16 protein-coding genes are annotated in these 20,462 nt (G+C 35.1%); 11 read left to right on the top strand and 5 right to left on the bottom strand.

The window, feature by feature from the left end; all coding sequences use genetic code 11:
• Nucleotides 1–75: 75 nt before the first annotated feature.
• The gene (locus tag CW751_RS13835; RefSeq protein WP_101335624.1) at nucleotides 76–579 is read right to left on the bottom strand and encodes a GNAT family N-acetyltransferase; all 504 of its coding nucleotides are present in this window, start codon (nucleotides 577–579) and stop codon (nucleotides 76–78) included.
• Nucleotides 576–866 carry a type II toxin-antitoxin system TacA family antitoxin gene (locus CW751_RS13830; RefSeq protein WP_101335623.1) on the bottom strand — a complete coding sequence of 97 codons (291 nt, stop codon included), beginning with the start codon at nucleotides 864–866 and terminating at the stop codon, nucleotides 576–578. Before CW751_RS13830 ends, CW751_RS13835 begins: the two co-directional genes overlap by 4 nt.
• Before the next feature lie 403 nt (nucleotides 867–1,269).
• Between CW751_RS13830 and CW751_RS13825 the strand changes: the two genes are divergently transcribed.
• The 3 genes from CW751_RS13825 to CW751_RS13815 all read left to right on the top strand — a co-directional run bounded on the left by CW751_RS13825 (nucleotide 1,270) and on the right by CW751_RS13815 (nucleotide 6,187).
• Complete coding sequence (locus tag CW751_RS13825; RefSeq protein WP_101335622.1) at nucleotides 1,270–4,593, top strand: DEAD/DEAH box helicase; 3,324 nt, start codon at nucleotides 1,270–1,272, stop codon at nucleotides 4,591–4,593.
• A gap of 119 nt (nucleotides 4,594–4,712) precedes the next feature.
• The gene (locus tag CW751_RS13820; protein ID WP_101335621.1) at nucleotides 4,713–5,555 is read left to right on the top strand and encodes a 1,4-dihydroxy-2-naphthoyl-CoA synthase; all 843 of its coding nucleotides are present in this window, start codon (nucleotides 4,713–4,715) and stop codon (nucleotides 5,553–5,555) included.
• A gap of 17 nt (nucleotides 5,556–5,572) precedes the next feature.
• On the top strand, nucleotides 5,573–6,187 hold the full coding sequence (locus CW751_RS13815) for a suppressor of fused domain protein (protein WP_101335620.1): 615 nt from the start codon (nucleotides 5,573–5,575) through the stop codon (nucleotides 6,185–6,187).
• Between the two features lies 1 nt (nucleotide 6,188).
• Here the strand turns inward: CW751_RS13815 and yihA are convergent, their stop codons facing one another.
• Entirely contained in the window at nucleotides 6,189–6,794 is a 606-nt protein-coding gene (gene yihA, locus CW751_RS13810; protein ID WP_101335619.1) for a ribosome biogenesis GTP-binding protein YihA/YsxC, read from the bottom strand.
• A 252-nt stretch (nucleotides 6,795–7,046) separates the two neighbouring features.
• Here yihA and CW751_RS13805 point away from each other — a divergent pair, with 252 nt between their 5' ends.
• The 3 genes from CW751_RS13805 to rnc are packed head-to-tail and all read left to right on the top strand — an operon-like array spanning nucleotide 7,047 to nucleotide 9,313.
• Nucleotides 7,047–7,283, top strand: a complete 237-nt coding sequence (locus tag CW751_RS13805; protein WP_101335618.1) for an acyl carrier protein — start codon at nucleotides 7,047–7,049, stop codon at nucleotides 7,281–7,283.
• Between the two features lie 50 nt (nucleotides 7,284–7,333).
• Nucleotides 7,334–8,587 (top strand): beta-ketoacyl-ACP synthase II, encoded by a 1,254-nt coding sequence (gene fabF / locus CW751_RS13800; protein ID WP_101335617.1) that lies wholly within the window; start codon nucleotides 7,334–7,336, stop codon nucleotides 8,585–8,587.
• Nucleotides 8,588–8,590: 3 nt separating this feature from the next.
• Nucleotides 8,591–9,313 (top strand): ribonuclease III, encoded by a 723-nt coding sequence (rnc, locus tag CW751_RS13795; protein ID WP_101335616.1) that lies wholly within the window; start codon nucleotides 8,591–8,593, stop codon nucleotides 9,311–9,313.
• A gap of 111 nt (nucleotides 9,314–9,424) precedes the next feature.
• Here rnc and CW751_RS13790 read toward each other — a convergent pair whose 3' ends face one another.
• Nucleotides 9,425–9,940, bottom strand: coding sequence for a hypothetical protein (locus CW751_RS13790; RefSeq protein WP_101335615.1), 516 nt, complete (start codon nucleotides 9,938–9,940; stop codon nucleotides 9,425–9,427).
• Nucleotides 9,941–10,314: 374 nt separating this feature from the next.
• Between CW751_RS13790 and CW751_RS13785 the strand changes: the two genes are divergently transcribed.
• On the top strand, nucleotides 10,315–13,227 hold the full coding sequence (locus CW751_RS13785; RefSeq protein ID WP_101335614.1) for a PKD domain-containing protein: 2,913 nt from the start codon (nucleotides 10,315–10,317) through the stop codon (nucleotides 13,225–13,227).
• Nucleotides 13,228–13,825: 598 nt separating this feature from the next.
• Here the strand turns inward: CW751_RS13785 and CW751_RS13780 are convergent.
• Nucleotides 13,826–15,949, bottom strand: a complete 2,124-nt coding sequence (locus CW751_RS13780; RefSeq protein ID WP_101335613.1) for a Na/Pi cotransporter family protein — start codon at nucleotides 15,947–15,949, stop codon at nucleotides 13,826–13,828.
• 595 nt (nucleotides 15,950–16,544) lie between these two features.
• Here CW751_RS13780 and CW751_RS13775 point away from each other — a divergent pair.
• Genes CW751_RS13775 through sufD form a run of 4 tightly spaced genes read left to right on the top strand, consistent with a single transcriptional unit; the run spans nucleotide 16,545 to nucleotide 20,394 of the window.
• A complete protein-coding gene (locus CW751_RS13775; RefSeq protein WP_101335626.1) occupies nucleotides 16,545–16,868 on the top strand; it encodes a HesB/IscA family protein in 324 nt (107 codons plus the stop codon).
• 18 nt (nucleotides 16,869–16,886) lie between these two features.
• Nucleotides 16,887–18,338, top strand: coding sequence for a Fe-S cluster assembly protein SufB (gene sufB, locus CW751_RS13770; protein WP_101335625.1), 1,452 nt, complete (start codon nucleotides 16,887–16,889; stop codon nucleotides 18,336–18,338).
• A 41-nt stretch (nucleotides 18,339–18,379) separates the two neighbouring features.
• Nucleotides 18,380–19,135, top strand: a complete 756-nt coding sequence (sufC, locus tag CW751_RS13765; RefSeq protein WP_101335612.1) for a Fe-S cluster assembly ATPase SufC — start codon at nucleotides 18,380–18,382, stop codon at nucleotides 19,133–19,135.
• A 2-nt stretch (nucleotides 19,136–19,137) separates the two neighbouring features.
• Entirely contained in the window at nucleotides 19,138–20,394 is a 1,257-nt protein-coding gene (gene sufD / locus CW751_RS13760; RefSeq protein WP_101335611.1) for a Fe-S cluster assembly protein SufD, read from the top strand.
• Nucleotides 20,395–20,462: the final 68 nt, after the last annotated feature.

Genomic DNA, 20,462 nt, shown 5'->3' with positions numbered 1-20,462 from the left:
GTACGTACAGTGGTGTGAGAGGCGCACTGGCAGTCATTCGACTGTCAGCCGTCTACTCGATTGCCCACAGTACTTCTACTCAAACAATGTCCGGATTGTATTCATTGGTAGAAACATTTTTCCGCTATCTGGCAGTTTTATAAATCCATATTTGCCATAAAATTTCTCTGCACTTTCATCTATTGGGTCAGTTACAACTGCAAAAGAGCCTATACTTTTAGAAATATCGTAACTTCTTCTCAAGGCATCAATCAACAATAATTTTCCAATTCCTTTATTCTGAAATCGGTTGTCTATTGCTAATCTTCCAAGTAGAGTAGTAGGTATCGATTTATAAGAATTTGGTAGTTTCTTTTGATATTCTGCGGGAATCAAATCTTGTGGAATACTATTATTTGCCAATGTGTAATATCCCTTTAATAAATCTGTTTCCTTATCATTTAAAACAAAACAGGCTGATAGCTTTCGTTTTACATCTTGATTGGCTTGTTTATGCAGATAATTATCCAGCATATCTTTCCCGCAAGAAAATTCTTTTTTTCTGTGTTTTGAATTTAGGTTTTCTGTAAGTTCTTTCATTGAGATAATTGAGCTTTGTATTCATTCGAAGCATCAATTAAATTCTTGTTTGCTTTTGGTGAATTCGTGATTGCATCAAAAAATATTTCACTATCTTTTTTTGAGGCAATAATTTGCTCTTTTTCCGCAATGATTTCTTTAGCTTTTTCTTGTACTGCTAAAACCACAAAATCAGTTAAACTTCTATAACCGCCAACTCTTGCAGCTCTCTCGAAAAAAACCTTTTGTTCCTTCGATAAACGTGTATCAAATCTCGCTTTTTCTTGTTTTAATTCTTTCGTTGCCATAATCTTACTTTTTTCTCAAAAGTACGCTATTATTCCGTACGAACAAAATTTACGTACGGTTTTTTTCCGTAATGATTGTTTTTTTTGTATTGTGGGCAACTCATTTATACATCCAATTAATCCGCACAAAATCCTCTAAACCAAGAAATATTGTACAGTTTTACTGGATAATATATTGTGAAATTAATGAAATGTTTGTGATTTACAAATCGTCAAATGGACTATGATTGTTTTCTACTCTGCTAGGCAGAATCTACACAATTGTCTTCATCTCTCCACCTCCTCATGCATTTGCGTCCTCCCAATCTGATAAAAGTAAGTTATTCCTAAAGACCCTTTTTCATTTACATATCCTTCTCGCTCAACGGAAATTATAAAATAAACCCTATTTTCGCTTTTAGAAATGGCAACGATACATAAGCAAATAACACAATGGAGGGATGGACTTTTAGCGCCGAATCAAAATGATGTGTTGTTGACTTTGATTCCGGAGAAAAACGCTATTTCTATTGCTGATTTTTATAAGGAAGAGGGAATATTTTCAATTGAAGAAAGTGCTTTTCTAAAGAAATGTTTAAAACAGCATCAACAGCACATTAAAGAAACGGGATCTCCAATTTTTGGAATCGCACAAGACAAATTCAATTTTGAAATAGAAGGAAAGATGTATCAAATGCCTTTTCTTTTGGCGGATGCTTCGATTAAGAAAAATAGATTCAACTCTACTTTTGAAATAGAGCAAATTGAAGACTTTTACATCAATCCTTTACTGTTGAAGGTATTAAATCTGAAGGTTTTACCCGAAAACACAACAGAAGCAATTGATGAATTGCAAAGTCTAGGCTTAAAGGTAGAACTTGAGAACGGAATTTGGGCTGCAAACTTCCACCCGCATCGTTTTGTCTTGCAAAAAGAACTGGATGCTGTTCTAGAAGCTCCACAGTTGAGCGAATCCTTAAAAAGTCTGTTTGGTGAAGAAAATGAAAATACTCCTCTGGAAATTTCTGAACATTTTCTCTTTTCTGCCGACGAAAGTCAACGCGTTGCAATTGAAAAATCAAAAGACAATCATTTAGTCATTCAAGGTCCTCCAGGAACGGGTAAATCTCAAGTCATTGCGAACTTGATTGGGAAAGCGTTGGGTGGTAATAAAAATGCGTTGCTTGTCGCTGAGAAATCAGTCGCTTTACAAGTGATTTATGACCAACTGAAGAAGAAAGAACTTCACCATTTCTGTGTGCTTTATCACCATGAGTTAAAGTCAAAACATATTGTTCGTTCGCTGCAGAATACTTGGAAATACTTGGAAGCAATTCCTAAAAAACATGTGGTTGTCGGACAAAAATCAGAGCTGCTTCAACAAAGTTTGGATTTAACACTTGACCGTTTACGTCAGCATGATTTGATTGGCGGCATTTCTTTTAATGCGTTTAAAAAAGGGTTTACACCCAATGAAAAAGCACGCTATTTATCAAAAAAACCAAGTGTTTTAGAATGGATAAAAGACAAAATCATTTTAAAGCAATTAGAAAATAATGACTTCCCTATTTTCGGTGGTTGGAGCAAACTAAAAACGGAACAAAACTCCATTCATTCAATTGAAGAAGCAATGAATAAAGCACTTCGATTGCTTCAAAATGTTTCGAATAACAACTTGAATTGCATCGAACTTCAGAAATCCATCAAGCTTAGTGGATTGGTCTCTTTGTTTTATTACAATGATCAAGCACTTCCCAGTGATTTATTTGAAGAAGACAGCAAAAAACAAAAGCAATTTTTAAAATTATTCAAGGAATTAAAAACATTAACAGAAAAAGAAGAACTTTTAAAACGTGAAGAAGCCCATTGGAACAAAAGTTTTAGTCTTTCGGAACTACAAGAATTTCTTGCCGCAGTGGCTTCCACAACAAGGTTCAGCTTGAAACATTGGCGAACGAAAAATAAGGTTTTTAAATACACCGATTTGAATTTGCTTGAAGCGAAAAAGGCATTAGAAAATTTAGTGGAATTAAACACGACAAGAAGAGATCTCATCAATACTAAAGAAAAGCTACGAAAACTAAATATTCCTGAAGAGTTCCCTGTTTTAGAACACATTCATTTTGCAATTTCGCGTTTAAATTCTGTGGACAATAATGAAGTGCAGTCTTTATTCAAGATGTCGAAGAAAGAACGTTTAGCTATCAAGAATAGTGTTTCAATTCATACTGAAATCAGTCAATTACTGCGTACTTACTTCAATTTAGACGAAAAAGAACCGATTCAAAAGCAAATCCAAGAACTCAAGGAGGTTCTTCCACAATTGGTTGAAAATTCAGCGCGAATTGAAAGCATTAGCAACCTGACGAAATATGCTTTGAGCAAAACCCAATCATTAAAAGAAGCGGAAGAAGTAATTTACAATTCACATTGGAAAGATTTCAAAGGTAGGTTTCCATCTCTGGCGGAGATTAATGGATCAGATTTAAGTTCAAAAATAGAAGAATGTATTACTACTTTCGATAAAGAAAGTGAGGAATTTAGCCTTTCAATTGCACAGCAGATCAAAACAAAGTTTGAAGAATATCACACCCTTTTGCAAACTCCTGCAAACAAACTCAGTCAGGAGGAAAAAGCATTAAAAAAGAACTTACGCAAAGGAAAATCTATTCTCGTTAAGGCTTTTGAGAAGAAACGTGTATTCCCAAGTGTTCGAGAATTATTAGAAAGTGAAGCCAAATTATGGATTCAGTTATTACATCCTGTTTTTCTTTGCAGTCCATACAGCGTAGCGAAAAGTTTACCGATAGATTTTGCTTTTGATTTAGCCGTTTTTGATGAAGCCAGTCAGATTCCATTGAGTCATATTGTAGGAAGTGTACAGCGTTCAAATCGCATTGTCATTTCTGGGGATCAGCAACAAATGGCACCTCAGTTTTATTTTCAGAAGAAAGACCATCAACAAGCAGATGCACTTCATCATGCGAGTTTTTATTGGGAGAATTCACTTTTAACGCATCATTACCGTTCGGTTCATCCGCGTTTAATTGCTTTTAGCAATCAATATTTCTACGAAAATAAACTAAAAACGTTCCCGACAGTAAATCCTCAAAAACCCATTGAGTTGATTAGCACTGACGGTGTTTTTAATGAACGTTCGAACGAAAAAGAAGCGCGAATTGTTGCGGAGATCATTATTGAAAAAATAAAAAATAAAGCATTTGATTTTGGATTAGTGGCGTTTAGTCAGACGCAATTGAATGCGATTTTAGAAAAAATTCCGACAAAGTATCTTGACCAACTTGCGGATAAGGACGCTGTTTTTATTCAGTCTTTGGAAAACGTGCAAGGAGATCAGTGTGAGCATTTAATCATCAGTTTGGGTTATGCAAAGAATGAAAACGGAGATTTCCACATGCGTTTTGGGCCATTAAATCAAGAGCAAGGTCACCGAAGGTTGAATGTGCTAATGTCTCGGGCGATTGCAAAGATTACTTTTGTACGTAGTGTAACTTCAGATGATTTTTCAATTTCAGCGAATGAAGGTGTGGAAAGTTTAAGAAAATTGATGTTGTTTTTGGAAGAAGAAAATACCGAAGCAGAATCTAGTTTTGGAGATGGAATTCAACAAAAGAACCAACAATTAGAAGTTTCAGATGTATCAAAAACTTTTCAAAGTGGTCAGTCGGTTATTGATTTTTATCGGACATCGGTGAGTAGAGGTTGGAAAGTGGGATTCATCATTTAGTCGTTTAATGTTATCATTCAATTTTAAATAGGTCAATTATATTCTTTATAGTAACTTTTTAGTGGGTCCTCATTTTAAAAGTACTGTAATTTCTTTATCTTCACACCAAAATTTGAATTATGGTAAAAGCAGATTGGAAGACAGTCAAAGATTATGAGGATATTACTTATAAAAAATCAAACGGAGTAGCACGAATTGCATTTAATCGCCCAGATGTAAGAAATGCTTTTAGACCAAAGACAACTTCCGAGCTTTATGAAGCTTTTTACGATGCGCAAGAAGACCCTTCAATTGGTGTTGTTTTGTTATCTGCCGAAGGTCCAAGTAGTAAAGATGGCGTATACTCTTTCTGTTCTGGAGGAGATCAAAAAGCGAGAGGTCACCAAGGATATGTTGGTGATGATGGAATGCACCGATTAAACATATTGGAAGTTCAACGATTAATACGTTTTATGCCCAAAGTTGTTATTGCGGTTGTACCAGGTTGGGCTGTTGGCGGTGGACATTCTTTACATGTTGTTTGTGACATGACACTGGCCAGTAAAGAGCATGCAATATTCAAACAAACAGATGCAGACGTTACTAGTTTTGATGGTGGATACGGATCTGCTTACCTTGCTAAAATGGTTGGTCAGAAAAAAGCGCGTGAAATTTTCTTTTTAGGACGTAACTATTCAGCGCAAGACGGCGTTGATATGGGAATGGTAAATGCCGCAATTCCACATGCAGAACTAGAAGACACAGCCTATGAATGGGCGCAAGAGATTTTAGAAAAGTCTCCAACATCAATAAAAATGTTGAAATTTGCAATGAATTTAACAGATGATGGAATGGTAGGGCAGCAAGTTTTTGCTGGAGAAGCAACACGATTAGCTTACATGACTGAAGAAGCAAAAGAAGGAAGAAATGCTTTTTTAGAGAAACGCAAGCCTGATTTTAAAGATATTAAGTGGATTCCATAATTCACTAACACAAAGAAATGAGCGAATTAAAAACAGCATTAGAAAAACGATTTGGAGCGCATCGGGTGAGTGAATATCCTCAACAGGACGGAGATTATATTGATTTGTTGAAAATTGATATTGAGAAGAAATTCCCACTCACAATCTTATCTACACATGGGATGTCAGATTACACCATGCCAGTTCCGGAAAGATATAAAGGTAGAGAGCACAACGAAATATTTTTTTGCATCCCTGGATATTGGGAGCTTGACAATAAGGAGAACCCCAACTTTAATTGGCCTTTTGAAGTAATTCAAAAATTAGCTAGAAATGTAATTGAGCAAAAATCTTGGTATGGTCCCGGCCATACTATTGCAAATGGTAATCCTACGAAAGAAATTTCGGAAACCATGAAACAAGAATATTTTTTGATGGCAGACCCGATTTTTTTAGAAGATTATTTCCCGCCATTACAAGTAGGAGACCGGATGGTTTATTTTTTGGCGATTATTCCTCTTTTTCATAAAGAATTTGAGCGTAAGATGCACAAAGGCTATCCAAAGTGGATAAAGAAGTTTCGGGCACGAAATGGAAATGAAATCTTAGATGATTACCGACAATCTATTTATAAAAGTCGTTGGAAAAGATAGTCTAATCTACATCAAAAAGTGGGTTTACTTCATCGATATATTTTAAAACTTGATCTCTCCCCGTTCCTTCAACGCTTGAGGTAATAAAGTATGTAGGCATTTCTTCCCAGTATTTTAACATTTCTCTTTTATAGGCTGCAATGTTTTTTTGAGTAGCAACTTTTGATAATTTATCTGTTTTTGTAAAAATCATTGAGAATGGGATTTGATTTTCAGCACACCACATCATAAAATCTAAATCTATTTTTTGTGGTGCCAATCTGCTATCTAACAAAATAAATGTATTCATTAGGTTTTTTCTTGTGAGAAGATATTCATCAATAAATGCAGACCACTTCTTTCGATTCGACTTAGAAGTTTTTGCATAGCCATAACCTGGTAAGTCTACCAAATACCACGCTTCATTAATTAGAAAATGGTTGATCAGTTGAGTTTTTCCAGGTTTTCCAGATGTTTTGGCTAGCTTCTTATGATTCGTAAGCATGTTGATCAAAGAAGATTTACCAACATTTGACCTTCCGATAAATGCATATTCTGGCATGTCGGGATGGGGGCATTTATTAACTTCTGTGTTACTAATGACAAATGAAGCTGAACGAATAATCATAAACTACTTTTTTTACAAAGTTATTTTTTTAGTTATAGCAAACATAATATAGTGTCTAAAATCAATTATTTTTCTATCTTTAGACCGTTGTAAAAAAATATTTACAATAAAATAAATGCCGCTAAGGCTATTAAAAACAAGTAACCAACAGGTTTGTTCAATAGGTAATTTGATAATTTTATGTTTATATTTTGAATTTCAAAACATAAATTATTTCTTTGCAGGCTGAATAAACCTTTAAAATTAGGAAAAATGTCTGATATTAAATCAAGAGTTGTATCAATTATTATTGATAAGTTAGGTGTAGAAGAAGCAGAAGTAACAACAGAAGCTTCATTCACAAATGATCTAGGAGCAGATTCTCTAGATACAGTAGAGTTAATCATGGAATTCGAAAAAGAATTTAACATAGCGATTCCTGATGATCAAGCAGAAAATATTCAAACTGTAGGTCAAGCAGTTACTTACATTGAAGAAAACGCTAAGTAAACTTAGTTTACTACACAACGCAATGCAATTTTTAAATTTAGATTAGCCTCATGGAACTTAAACGAGTTGTTGTAACAGGATTAGGTGCACTTACACCAATAGGAAATAATTTAGAAGAATATTGGAACGCTTTACTGGCAGGGAAAAGTGGTGCTGCCCCTATACAGCAGTTTGATGCTTCCAAATTTAAAACGCAATTTGCTTGTGAAATTAAAGACTTCAATGTAACAGATTACATTGATAGAAAAGAAGCTAGAAAATTAGATAGATTTTCACAATATGCCATGGTCTCCGCATCGGAGGCTATGGCTGATTCTAATTTAATGGAATCTAGTCCAAATGTGGAGCGAATTGGTGTAATTTGGGGTTCAGGAATTGGTGGTTTGAAGTCTCTTGAGGATGAGCATACTAACTTCTTAAATGGAGATGGTACACCAAAATTCAATCCTTTCTTTATACCAAAAATGATAGCTGATATAGCTGCAGGGCATATTTCTATAAAGTATGGTTTGCGTGGGCCAAATTACGTTACCGTTTCTGCATGTGCTTCGTCTACAAACGCAATTATTGATGCTTTTAACTTAATTCGTTTAGGAAAAGCTGATGCTATTGTAACAGGAGGTTCAGAAGCTGCTGTAACTGTAATGGGAGTTGGTGGATTTAATGGTCTTCGTGCATTATCGATGCGTAATGATTCTCCTGAAACTGCGTCGCGTCCTTTTGATAAAGACAGAGACGGATTTGTTTTAGGTGAAGGTGCTGGAGCATTAATTTTAGAAGATTACGACCATGCTGTAAAACGAGGTGCGAAAATTTACGCTGAAGTTGCAGGTGGCGGAATGTCTAGTGATGCCTATCACATTACAGCTCCACATCCCGATGGAATCGGAGCTCGAAATGTTATGATAGAAGCGTTAAAGGACGCCGAATTGAAGCCTGAAGATGTTGATTATGTTAATGTACATGGAACTTCTACTCCTTTGGGTGACATTGCGGAAACTAAAGCAATCAAACAAGTGTTTGGAGAGAATGCTTATGATTTGAATATCTCTTCAACAAAGTCTATGACTGGTCACTTACTAGGTGCTGCGGGTGCAATTGAAGCAATAGCAAGTATTTTGTCTGTTAAAAATGACATAGTACCACCCACTATAAATCACTTTACAGATGATCCAGAGATTGATGATAAACTCAACTTTACGTTTAATGAAGCTCAAAAAAGAGAAGTAAATGTTGCTTTATCAAATACCTTTGGTTTTGGAGGTCATAATACCTCTGCAATATTTAAAAAGTTAAAACAATAGGTTTTGTTAAGATGGTTTGCGTTCCGCTCGACTCCGAAAGGAAAGAAGGATTTAGCACTCATTCGTTTTATCATTAGAAAGTTTGGATATCGTCCCAAAAACTTATTGCTTTTTAAAATAGCACTTACTCATAAATCTATAGCAAATACATCAGCAAAACTGGTATCTAATGAACGATTAGAGTTCTTAGGTGATACTATTCTAGATGCTACAATAGCTGATTATTTGTACCATAAATTTCCCGACAAAAATGAAGGTCACTTAACTAAAGTGAAATCTAAAATGGTTAGTAGAAAAACATTAACCAAAATTGCCCAATCCATGCAGCTGTCCGAACATATTGTATATCAAAAGGGGAGAAGTATTCGATTGGCTACCCTCGAAGGAAATGCTTTTGAAGCGCTAATTGGTGCTATTTATCTAGATGGCGGATATGAGGCTGTTAAAAAATCGGTTTTCCATACTATATTGCGATTACATTTGGATTTGCCTACCTTGCTAGAAAAAGAGATAGATTTTAAAAGTAAACTTTTTATTTGGGCGCAAAAAAATCGATTAAACATCGAGTTTAAGACCATAAGAGAAGAGTTGCTAGACGGTGTATGGCATTATGAACTTGAAGTTTATATTAATTCAAATCCTTATGGGAAAGGGAAAGGTAATTCTAAGAAAATTGCCGAACAAGCTGCCTCTAAAGAAACGCTTGATTTGATGGGAATAACTTAAATAGTTTTTCATGAGCTTACATCCAATGAATGTATGCGTATCAAAAAATAGGAGAAAATTCTTAACAAAAAATGTAAAGTACTGTCAGTATTCAAAGTGTCTCGAAAAATTTCATCCTTTCATTTCTCCAATCTTCCTCTGAACTGACTTCCTAATCCCAGCAGACAAGGCATCTACAAATCGTTTATCGGTCATTGCGCTTACTTCCTGTCTTAATTCTGGGTATCGCATTGCTAACTGAAAAATTACTTCAAAAGCTTTAGATCGAACAGAAGATTGCTTCTTTAAATCTAACCAAATTTTTACGCTTGAATCATATAAAAGTCCTTCATTTTCTTCTGGTACTTCCATTTTTAGAAGAATGTTTAAGAGATTCCGTTGGTGTCCATCAGAAAACATTGTGAGTCGATCAATAATTGTAGACACATACGCATGGATGCGTAAATCATTTTTATCCATGCAATTATGGAGCAACCAAGCTGCTCTCCAAGAAAAGGGTTGTTGATTTGAAAGAGCTAAATCAATTAATTCTTTAAAATCTGTAGGATGTGTTCTTATATACTTCAACATCTTTTCCTTTTTAGAATTAATGAGTATGTTTTCTAGTGGTGTTTTTGCTGCTTTCATTGAGGTGATTTGTTATAAATCTCTTTCATGTATTCAATTTATTGTTGTTTCGATACAAATATACTCAATCGGATAATATGTGTTTGATATTAATAATCAGTTAATGATCTTTTCCAAAAAGACCTTTCCTTTCAATATTTGTCTGGCTATAAAAAGAAGTTTTTTTCTGAATTGAAATACACAGTCAAACTGAATCTGATTTTTTACCGTTGCATTCATTCGTATAAGTTCACACTAGCATAACTGTTATTCATCATTTAATTTCATATTGAAGAATAGATGAGTGTTAACCCCTCAATTTCAAACAAATTGATTCGTTTTTTTGACGTAGCGATCGAGATGCTTTAATTTTATTTGTTAAAATCTGTTTGATTATGAAGAGCGCTATATTTTTATTGACTTTGACATGTTTATTATTGAGTAATGGGTTGAATGCTCAATCTTATTCAGATTCACTCAATGGTTTTGATGAGGCGGAAGAAAAAGCACATATTCTTATGCATGATGTGGACTCTTCTGAATTAGAAGATTATCTTGAATCAGCAAGAAGAAAATTTATTGATAAAAAATACGAGCTAGGATTTTATGGCTCTCCAGGGCCTATTCTTAATCAGCGTGCGAATGTTTTTGATTGTGCTGGAGGTAATTGGGATTTTGAAGATGGAACTTTATCAGGATGGAATGCTACAGGGGCGGTTACTGTTGTAAACAATGGTGTCGACCCTTATGGCGGTTACCCTTGGGTTTATCCTGGTGGTGGTAATAATTCGGCAAAAATCAGTAGTGATAGAGACTGCTGTAGAGATGGACGGTTGGATCGAGTGATTAATGTACCTGCAACTGGAACAACATTGTTTAACTTTCACTTTGCAATGAGTATTTTCAATTTTCCACATCCTGCTAATCAAGCAGCTAAATTATGGGTTGAATTTTACGATCAAAACGGAGCAAAACTTGGATGTCCGCAATATGAATGTTTTTACTCTTCTGATCAAGGAGCAGTTGGTGTGAATACTTTCGTTGAAACTCCGAATCCTGCTTCTTTTTATAATCCGCAAGCAGATGGGGATAGTCCAGGAACCCACCCTGTAACATACTCAGATTGGAATACTGTTTCTATGGACTTAAGTGGTTATGCTGGACAGGCTGTCACCGCAGTATTTCGTGTAGAGTGGTGTGGACCTGGACCTGATTGGGCTTATGTTTTAATTGATATTGATTGTCCTGTGAATTCCGAAATGACAGAAGAGTCTTGTTTAGATCCAATTACTGCTACAGATGAACTATGTGGTCCTGCGAATATGGCTACTTACAATTGGATGGATAGTAATGGAAATGTATTAAGTAACTCTCGTTGTTTTACAGCTCCTCAAGCAGATTTATATACATTAGAATGTTTACCTCAGAATATTGAGTGTAGTGCTGCTTCATTAATTACGATGGAATATCGCGTAAATCCATTACCTGATCCTGTAATTGATGCGGATAACGGCTGTATTGATGAATTGGTGTCCATTGGAGAGGTTGGAACACATCAAAATCCGATTATCTCATGGGATTGGCTGGTAGATGGAACGCTCACTGAGATCAATCAAAGCTTTACAACGTCTTTTTCTAGCGAGGGCTTGTATGATTATGATTTAACAGTAGTCGATGATAAGGGCTGTTCAAAATCGGTTAGTGGTGATTTACTTATCTACGAAAACCCAATCGCTAATTTCACTTTTGATGATGTTTGTGATGAAGAAACTTTAATTGCCAATTCTACTGCTGATGGTTTAGGATATCAAATTTCATCGTATTCATGGGACTATACAAATGATGGAACAGACGATGCAACTGGGTCGCAATTGATGTATGAATATCCGAATGATGGTCAATTCGATTTACGTCATACCGTTGTTAATGAGCATGGTTGTTCGAATGAAATCACCCAACAAGTGACAATTAACGCGCTTCCAACAGCTAATTTTACCGTAGATCCGATTTGTTTCAAGCAAAATAATATCTTTACGAATACTTCCTCCGTTAATCCCGTAACAGATGACGCTATTGTAAATTACAGTTGGGAATTTGGTGACGGAGCAACAGCAAACTCTGAAAATACAAATCATACCTACCCAAACGAAGGTATTTATCCTACGGAACTCTTAATTACAACCAATAAAGGTTGTCAAGACAGTATAACTATCGATGCAACAGTTTATCCTTTACCAGTAGCTCAATTTTCAGCTACAGATGTTTGCTTGGGGTTTGAGACTGATTTTACAGATTTATCTACGGTAAGTAATAATTATACCAGTAACTCTGTAACCTTATGGGATTGGAATTTCAATGATGGTAACAATAGCAATGTTCAAAATCCTGGGCATTTTTACCAAAATGATGGAACTTACCAAGTTAACTTGTCTGTAGAATCTAATAACGGATGTCAACACGATACAAGCCTAGCAGTTGTTGTGCATCCAAAACCAGTTGCTAACTTTACTGGATTTGATCTTTATGGATGCTCTCCAATTTGCCCCTCTATAAATTCTATTTCTACTATTAATGCACCATCTGAAATATCAAATTACTATTGGTCTTTAAGTGATGGAACAACTTATGCGAATGATAAGTCGTTTTCTGATTGTTTTGAAAATCTTGGAAGTCAAACTGATTTTTATGATGTAAACTTAATAGTTGAAAGTAATGAAGGATGTTTAGATACACTAAGCAAAGACAATTATATTGAGGTGTTTCATAATCCCATAGCAGACTTTTACTATACGCCCGAAGAACCAAATGTTATGGATCCTGAAGTTGAGTTCATGAACACTTCTTCCTTTGCTGATTTCTATCAATGGAATATCGAATTTCATGGCCCAACAAATGATATCAATCCAATAGTTGAATTCCCATTAGAGCCAGATTCATATACATCACAGCTGATTGCTTTCACAGATGAAGGATGTACAGATACAACTGTACAGGTTGTAACAGTTTTAGACAAAATTATTTTTTATGTGCCCAACACCTTTACGCCAGATAAAGATAAATACAATGAAACATTTCAGCCTGTTTTTACGCATGGATTCGATCCGCAAAATTTTACCTTATATATTTTTAATCGTTGGGGAGAACTTGTATTTGAATCTCATGATACGACAAAAGGTTGGTCAGGTACCTATGGGTCAAATAGCCGAAAAATTGTAAAAGAAGGTACTTATGTTTGGAAAATAGAATTTAAAGAAACAATGTCCGACAAACGCCACGTGCATACTGGACATGTTAATGTGTTGAGATGATAGAAGTTTTGTAAAACAAAGGTTTGATGGCTTTAGATGCTTATTGTCTTTACCTGGATTATTAACTCCTTTGGTCTTTGGGCTCGCAGACTCGGTTCATGCGTTTAATTTCAATACTTATAGACATTGTGATTGGTGAATAATTCTATCTAACAAATTGACTAAGTTACTAAAATCAGCTATTTTATATCACAAAAGCCCCGCTACTTTAAAATACAGGTAATATTTTGATTGACGATTTTTTTGTCATCATTTTTGTTTTGCTACGCGACAAAAATGCCGCCAAAAAGAAATATACCGATATTTAGAGCCCCGCGTTGCGCTTTGCTTACACGGGGCTATAATTACTTGAGACCTTCAGCGTCAGGTGTAATTCAATCTAAAAAAGCCGACTTAGTCGATGAAGTTAGCTATTTTATGTTATAAAAGACCCTGTCTTGGAATTTTGGTTTAGTCAAAACAATTCATTATTGGCCAAAAATACACGATGGAAACGATTTTTTTATTCTTTATCGGGGGTTTAAATGAAGATCCAATTAAAGAAAAAATTAGTGTGTAGGAAAACCTCTGTCTCCTACAGCACTATATATTTATTCGATTAAACTTTTCCAACGATTCCTTCTGAAACATTGATGATGTGATCCCCTACCTTTTCTAGAGAGGCAAATACATCATTATAAATAATCCCACCTTTCATGTGTAGTTCATCATCTTTTGATAATGCATCTAGGTATTCAGATCTGATTTGATCACGTTTCTTATTGATACTATCTTCTATTTTAATGGCTTTTTCAAGAGATACATCAGCAGAATGCATGGTTAAATTTTCACACATTACTTCGAAAGCTTCATCCACTAAATCAAAGAGTTCATCCAAACGATTTCGTTGATTTGGAGAGAACCAAATTTTAGATTCAGCTTTGCGTTCTAAGCTTTTTGAAATTTGGTAATAAATATCTCCGATTCTTTCTAAGTCATTCACAATACTGTTCATTCCTCGAATTCTTATGGCAGTATCTACGCTTAGCTCACCTTCCGATATTTTACTTAAATAGTTCGCCACTTCAACTTCAACTCTATCAGTAATCTCCTCATATTTCCCAATTCGTTCAATTAGTTTTTTCTGTTTTTTACGGCTTTTTTCAAACAATAAATCACGTGAGAATTTGGACATTCTACTTGTTAATTCACCAAACTTGGCAATTTCTTTTTTCGCTTCTAGAAGTGATAGGTCTGGAGTGGACATATAGCCCGCTCCGATATAATCCAAATGGAACTCTTCATCAACTCCGCCTTTAGATTTAACCGTTCGTTCAGCCACACGCACAATCCAAGGGACAAACCAAATCATAATTAACACATTTAGTAAGTTGAAAGCTGTGTGAAAGATAGCAATCCCTGTATTAGCATGCTCTTTTGGGTTGTTAAAAGGATCTCCTGCGCCAATCGCAGCCATAAACGCACCAATTGCATCTATTAAAAATGGGAATAACAATACTGCCCAGGTAACCCCAATTACATTAAATAAAGAATGAATCCGTGCTGATCTTTTCGCATGTACATTTCCAACAGTAGATGCAAGCTCTGCTGTGATGGTTGTACCAATATTCTCACCTAGAATCATTGCAGCAGCAACCTCAAAAGGTATTACTCCTCCTGCTACTAATGTCATAGTTAGTGCTAAAGCAGCTGAAGAGGATTGTACAATTATGGTCACTAAGGTTCCTAAAAACACAAACAGGATGGTGCTTAAGAACGGAATATCTTTAAAGTCAACAAAGAACTGAACCAGTGCAGAAGTTTCGTCTAGTTCTGGAACAGCATCTTTTAAAAAGCCAAGCCCCATAAATAATAAAGAAAATCCAATTATAGCACTAGACCATGCTTTGATTTTTTGTTTACCAAAGAACATAAGTGGCGCTCCAATTGCAATTAAAACAAGGGCATAAGAACCAATACTTACTTTAAACCCAAAGATATTGATAATCCAACCTGTTATTGTAGTACCTATGTTTGCTCCCATCATGACACCTGCAGACTGAACCAGGGTCATTAATCCAGCGTTTACAAAAGAAACCGTCATTACGGTGGTAACGGAAGAGGATTGTACAATTGATGTGATTCCAAATCCAGTTAAAATCCCTTTGATTCGGTTTGAGGTAATCGATCCAAGTAAGTATCTTAATCTTGATCCTGCTGCTTGTTGTAAACCCTCACTCATGATTTTCATTCCATAAATGAACATTCCTAAAGCACCAATTAAAACTAGAAAACGAAATATCCCCCAACTGCGTTCTGTTTTTGCTTCTTGTTTACTGGACCAGTATTGGGTATCTCCATTTGATAAACCTACTTGGTAAACATAAGACTGCTCCCCTTCTAAATCGGTAATTGTATAAGTCGTAGAATTCAAATCAATATTGTGTACTTCTGTCCAATCAGAGTTTTCGTACCCTTTACTATGTCGATTTGCGCCAATTTTGGTATTGTACCGAATAGAAATTGAATATCCTTTTTCTTTTAATTCTTGAAAAATCCCATAATTCAGATTCCATGACACAGAAAAGCCTTCAACTTTGGTCTTTGAGTTTAGGTTTTGAATACTATCTACGCTTGACTCTTCTTGAGCAGGAATCGTTTGTTGTTGAGATTGAGCTAAAGTGTTATTAGCAAAAAAAGCACTCAGCAATACAGCGAGTAATAAAAAGAAGTTTTTTTTCATGAGTTTATTAAAATTCTTCTGCAAAATTAATCGAGTATTTGATAGCAATAGTGGCTTTAATGTTAAGGAAATATTAACATTGCTTTAAGTCCCGAAAAAAAATAAAAGATATAATGCTTGTACAAACTATATGTGGTTGGATATTAATTAATTGCGAATTGAAGAATAACGAATAACGAAATACTGACGTCTGACATAAACTTTTCGATTATTCTTTAGCTATTAGCTATTCAGTGTTATAGCTTGTTTTGCGATTTTAAAGGCTTAAGAGGTAGAGCGAAATTTTTGTTTTCGCTGTAAAATCTCTTTAATCGAATGGTATAGTTTTTCATTATTAAAATTAAACTTCCTCAGTGAGTTTATGATGTAGTTGTTCGGTTTTTAAGAAAATGCTTTTTGTAAGCCCTTTTTACGCAGAATTTGTTGTTTTTTAAGCAATAAGACATATTTTGATCTCATAAAAATGTCAACTTTCCCGAATCCATTAAAATAATTTACTTATTTATTTGTCAAATACCATTAATTAGGTATTTTTGCCTTTTAAATGAAGTTATTTAGATTTAATATAAATAACCAAATAAAGGAAGTTTTAAATATGATAAAAGTTACAGAATCTGCTAGAAAACAAGCCTTGCGATTAATGGAAGAGTCGGGAGAGCCCAACAGCTTTATTCGTGTAGGTGTTCAAGGTGGCGGCTGTTCAGGCTTGATGTACGAGCTCAATTTTGACACTAAAGAACTTGAAGACGATAAGTCTTTTGAAGATAATGGCGTCAAAATAGTCGTGAGTAAAAAGAGTTTTTTGTATTTGGTTGGCACAACTTTAGACTATTCCGGTGGATTAAACGGAAAAGGTTTTGTGTTTGTGAATCCCAATGCAGATAGGACATGCGGATGTGGAGAAAGTTTCTCTATTTAACAATTAAAAATTTCAATGATGAGTAATACATACACCGAAGAAGATTTAGCAAAGAATTTAGAAGAACAAGAATATAAGTACGGATTTACATCAGATTTTAAGTCCGACAAAGCGCCTAACGGACTAAACGAAGACATTATTCGTTTTATTTCAGCAAAAAAAGAGGAGCCAGAATGGTTGCTTGAAAAAAGATTACAGGCTTATTACGCTTGGAAAGAAATGACAGAGCCAGAATGGGCGCATGTAAATTATGAAAAACCAGACTTTCAAGCGATTTCTTATTATTCAGCTCCTCAACAAACGAAAAAATATGAAAGTTGGGAGGATGTTGACCCAGAAATGAAAGAAACCATGAAGAAATTGGGGATTTCATTAGAGGAACAAAAAAGATTGACGGGAACAGCAGTGGACTTCGTTGTAGACTCTGTTTCTGTAGGAACTTCTTTTAAAAAGAAATTAGCAGAAATGGGAATCATTTTCTGCTCGTTCTCAGAAGCGGTTGAAAATCATCCAGAATTGGTGAAAAAATATATGGGAACAGTGGTTCCGCATACCGATAACTTTTATGCAGCTTTAAATAGTGCTGTATTTACTGACGGATCTTTCTGTTATATTCCAAAAGGTGTGAAATGTCCAATGGAGCTTTCTACCTATTTTAGAATAAACGAAGGGGGAACAGGACAGTTCGAAAGAACATTGGTTGTTGCCGATGAAGGTTCTTACGTTTCATACTTGGAAGGTTGTACAGCACCAATGCGTGACGAAAATCAATTGCACGCTGCAGTCGTAGAACTTATCGCACTAGATGATGCTGAAATTAAATACTCTACAGTTCAAAACTGGTATCCTGGAAATAAAGAAGGAAAAGGTGGAGTTTTTAACTTTGTAACGAAAAGAGGGATTTGTGAGAAAAACGCAAAGATTTCTTGGACACAAGTTGAGACTGGTTCTGCAGTAACATGGAAATATCCTTCATGTATCTTAAAAGGAGATAATTCAATTGGAGAATTTTATTCTGTAGCTGTAACCAATAACTTCCAGCAAGCCGACACAGGAACAAAAATGGTGCATCTTGGAAAAAATACTTCAAGCACCATTATTTCTAAGGGGATTTCAGCTGGTCAATCGCAAAACGCTTACCGAGGATTGGTACAAATTCATCCTGGAGCTGAAAATGCGAGAAATAGATCAGAATGTGACTCGCTATTATTATCAGATCGTTCGGGAGCACACACATTCCCATACATCGAATGTAAGAACAATACGGCAAAAATTGAACACGAAGCAACGACTTCAAAAATTGGAGAAGATCAAATTTTCTACTGTCAACAAAGAGGAATTGACGAAGAAAAGGCAATTGGTTTAATAGTGAACGGATACTGTAAAGAAGTATTGAATCACATGCCAATGGAATTCGCTGTTGAAGCACAAAAGCTACTTGAAATTTCATTAGAAAACTCAGTAGGATAAATTAATTAGTTTAAAAAGTTTAATAAAGAAAATCACAGTATATGTTAACAATAAAAAATCTTCACGCATCAGTTGAAGAAGGAGCAGAGATATTAAAAGGTTTAGACCTAGAAGTTAAAGCAGGCGAAGTTCATGCAATAATGGGACCAAACGGTTCTGGAAAGTCAACTTTGGCTTCTGTTTTAGCAGGAAAAGACGGTTATGAAGTAACTGAAGGTTCTGTAAAGTTTGCGGATACAGATTTATTAGAATTGGACGCAGAAGATAGAGCCAAAGAAGGAATGTTCTTGGCTTTTCAATACCCTGTAGAGATTCCTGGTGTCTCTAATGTGAACTTCTTACGTACGGCAATGAATGAAATTCGAGAGTACAGAAAAGAAGATAAACTATCTGCAAAAGACTTCTTAGCAAAAGTAAAAGAAGCTTCTGCTTTGGTGGAATTAGACAACAAACTAGCAAGTAGAGCAGTAAATGTTGGTTTTTCAGGTGGAGAGAAAAAGAGAAACGAAATTTTCCAAATGGCAATGTTGGAGCCAAAACTAGCAATTCTTGATGAAACAGATTCAGGTTTAGATATCGATGCTTTACGCATTGTTTCTGAAGGAGTAAACAAATTGCGCTCAAAAGACAATGCAATCATTTTGATTACGCATTACCAACGTTTATTAGAATACATCCAACCCGATTTTGTACATGTTTTGAATGATGGTAAAATCATTAAAACAGGAGACAAAAATTTAGCTTTAGAGCTAGAAGAGAAAGGGTACGATTGGATTAACGAAGAAATTGCTCAATAAATATGGAAGTAGTTGCAGATAATAAAGTGTTGGCGTTTGTATCTGACTTTAAGCGACCAGAAGATGGTTCTAAAGTTAGACAACAAGCACTCGACGCACTGAATGGGATGGATTTCCCGACTACACGAGTAGAAGAATGGAAGTATACGCGTGTAGCGAAATACGTAAAAAGAAAATATAAACAAGTTCAAACAACAGCAAATGTTGATCAATTCAAAATTGCTGATTTAGATGCACATCAATTGGTTTTCGTTAACGGATTCTACGATGAAAAAGCATCAACAATTTTGGAAGATGATACTGTGAGTATTCATAAAATTGATGAACTTGATGAAGGATATTACACCGATTTAATGGAGGATACAGAGGAAAATGTGTTTTCTTTAATCAACAAAGGATACCAAACTGGTGGAGTATTCATTCAAATCAAAAAGAATAAAAAAGCGAATCATCCAATTCACATTCTTCATGTATTAGAAGGAGAAGAAGTGATGGCCAATGCACGTCATTTTATTCATGCTGAGATGGGTTCTCAAGCGGAAATCGTAACGAGCTTTGCTTCAAACAATGCCAGCAATGGTTTTACGAATGTCGTTTTAGAAGGGCATGTTGAAACGAATGCTAGCATCAGAATCAATAAATTGCAAACTGAAGCTAAAGACGTTTTGAATATTTCAAATGAAATGTTTATTCAAGATGAATCGAGTAACTTTTTGATCAATACAGTTACCACAGGTGGTCAATTGACGAGAAACGGTTTAAATGTAATTGTGGAAGGTGAAAACTGCCATACAGAAATGAATGGTGCATACTTAGGAACTGAAAAGCAACACATCGATAACCATACAATTATTGATCAATTGTATTCTAATTGTACATCAAGTGAATCCTATAAAGGAGTGATGGATGATAAATCTGTTGGAGTCTTTAATGGAAAAGTAATTGTTCGTCAAGATGCTCAAAAGATAGAAGCATACCAATCCAACAAAAACATCTTGCTATCGAAAGGAGCAAGTGTAAATTCTAAACCAGAATTAGAGATTTATGCAGACGATGTACGCTGTTCTCATGGATCTACAATTGGTGAATTAGACGAAGAAGCAATTTACTATTTGCGTTCACGTGGAATCTCTAAAAAAAGTGCACAACAATTGTTGATTGCTGCATTTATTGGAGATATTTTGGATAAAATTCAAAATGAAGCTGTTAGAGCGCATGTTGATCAATTGTTTCTTGAAGATTTCGGTTGGAGGTTTTAAGAAGAATTAAGATTTTTCAAATTAAGAATAGAACAAAATCAGTTTTAATTTTTTATATTTGAATAAAC

The sequence above is a fragment of the Brumimicrobium salinarum genome (genome assembly GCF_002844555.1).
GTDB lineage: Bacteria > Bacteroidota > Bacteroidia > Flavobacteriales_D > Crocinitomicaceae > Brumimicrobium > Brumimicrobium salinarum.
This window is presented reverse-complemented; position numbering and strand designations above follow the sequence as displayed.

Bases quoted from the DNA above. Each gene is read 5' to 3' on its own strand.
- CW751_RS13835 (WP_101335624.1), bottom strand. From the start codon at position 579: ATGAAAGAACTTACAGAAAACCTAAATTCAAAACACAGAAAAAAAGAA.
- CW751_RS13830 (WP_101335623.1), bottom strand. From the start codon at position 866: ATGGCAACGAAAGAATTAAAACAAGAAAAAGCGAGATTTGATACACGT.
- CW751_RS13825 (WP_101335622.1), top strand. From the start codon at position 1,270: ATGGCAACGATACATAAGCAAATAACACAATGGAGGGATGGACTTTTA.
- CW751_RS13820 (WP_101335621.1), top strand. From the start codon at position 4,713: ATGGTAAAAGCAGATTGGAAGACAGTCAAAGATTATGAGGATATTACT.
- CW751_RS13815 (WP_101335620.1), top strand. From the start codon at position 5,573: ATGAGCGAATTAAAAACAGCATTAGAAAAACGATTTGGAGCGCATCGG.
- yihA (WP_101335619.1), bottom strand. From the start codon at position 6,794: ATGATTATTCGTTCAGCTTCATTTGTCATTAGTAACACAGAAGTTAAT.
- CW751_RS13805 (WP_101335618.1), top strand. From the start codon at position 7,047: ATGTCTGATATTAAATCAAGAGTTGTATCAATTATTATTGATAAGTTA.
- fabF (WP_101335617.1), top strand. From the start codon at position 7,334: ATGGAACTTAAACGAGTTGTTGTAACAGGATTAGGTGCACTTACACCA.
- CW751_RS13790 (WP_101335615.1), bottom strand. From the start codon at position 9,940: ATGAAAGCAGCAAAAACACCACTAGAAAACATACTCATTAATTCTAAA.
- CW751_RS13785 (WP_101335614.1), top strand. From the start codon at position 10,315: ATGAAGAGCGCTATATTTTTATTGACTTTGACATGTTTATTATTGAGT.
- CW751_RS13780 (WP_101335613.1), bottom strand. From the start codon at position 15,949: ATGAAAAAAAACTTCTTTTTATTACTCGCTGTATTGCTGAGTGCTTTT.
- CW751_RS13775 (WP_101335626.1), top strand. From the start codon at position 16,545: ATGATAAAAGTTACAGAATCTGCTAGAAAACAAGCCTTGCGATTAATG.
- sufB (WP_101335625.1), top strand. From the start codon at position 16,887: ATGAGTAATACATACACCGAAGAAGATTTAGCAAAGAATTTAGAAGAA.
- sufC (WP_101335612.1), top strand. From the start codon at position 18,380: ATGTTAACAATAAAAAATCTTCACGCATCAGTTGAAGAAGGAGCAGAG.
- sufD (WP_101335611.1), top strand. From the start codon at position 19,138: ATGGAAGTAGTTGCAGATAATAAAGTGTTGGCGTTTGTATCTGACTTT.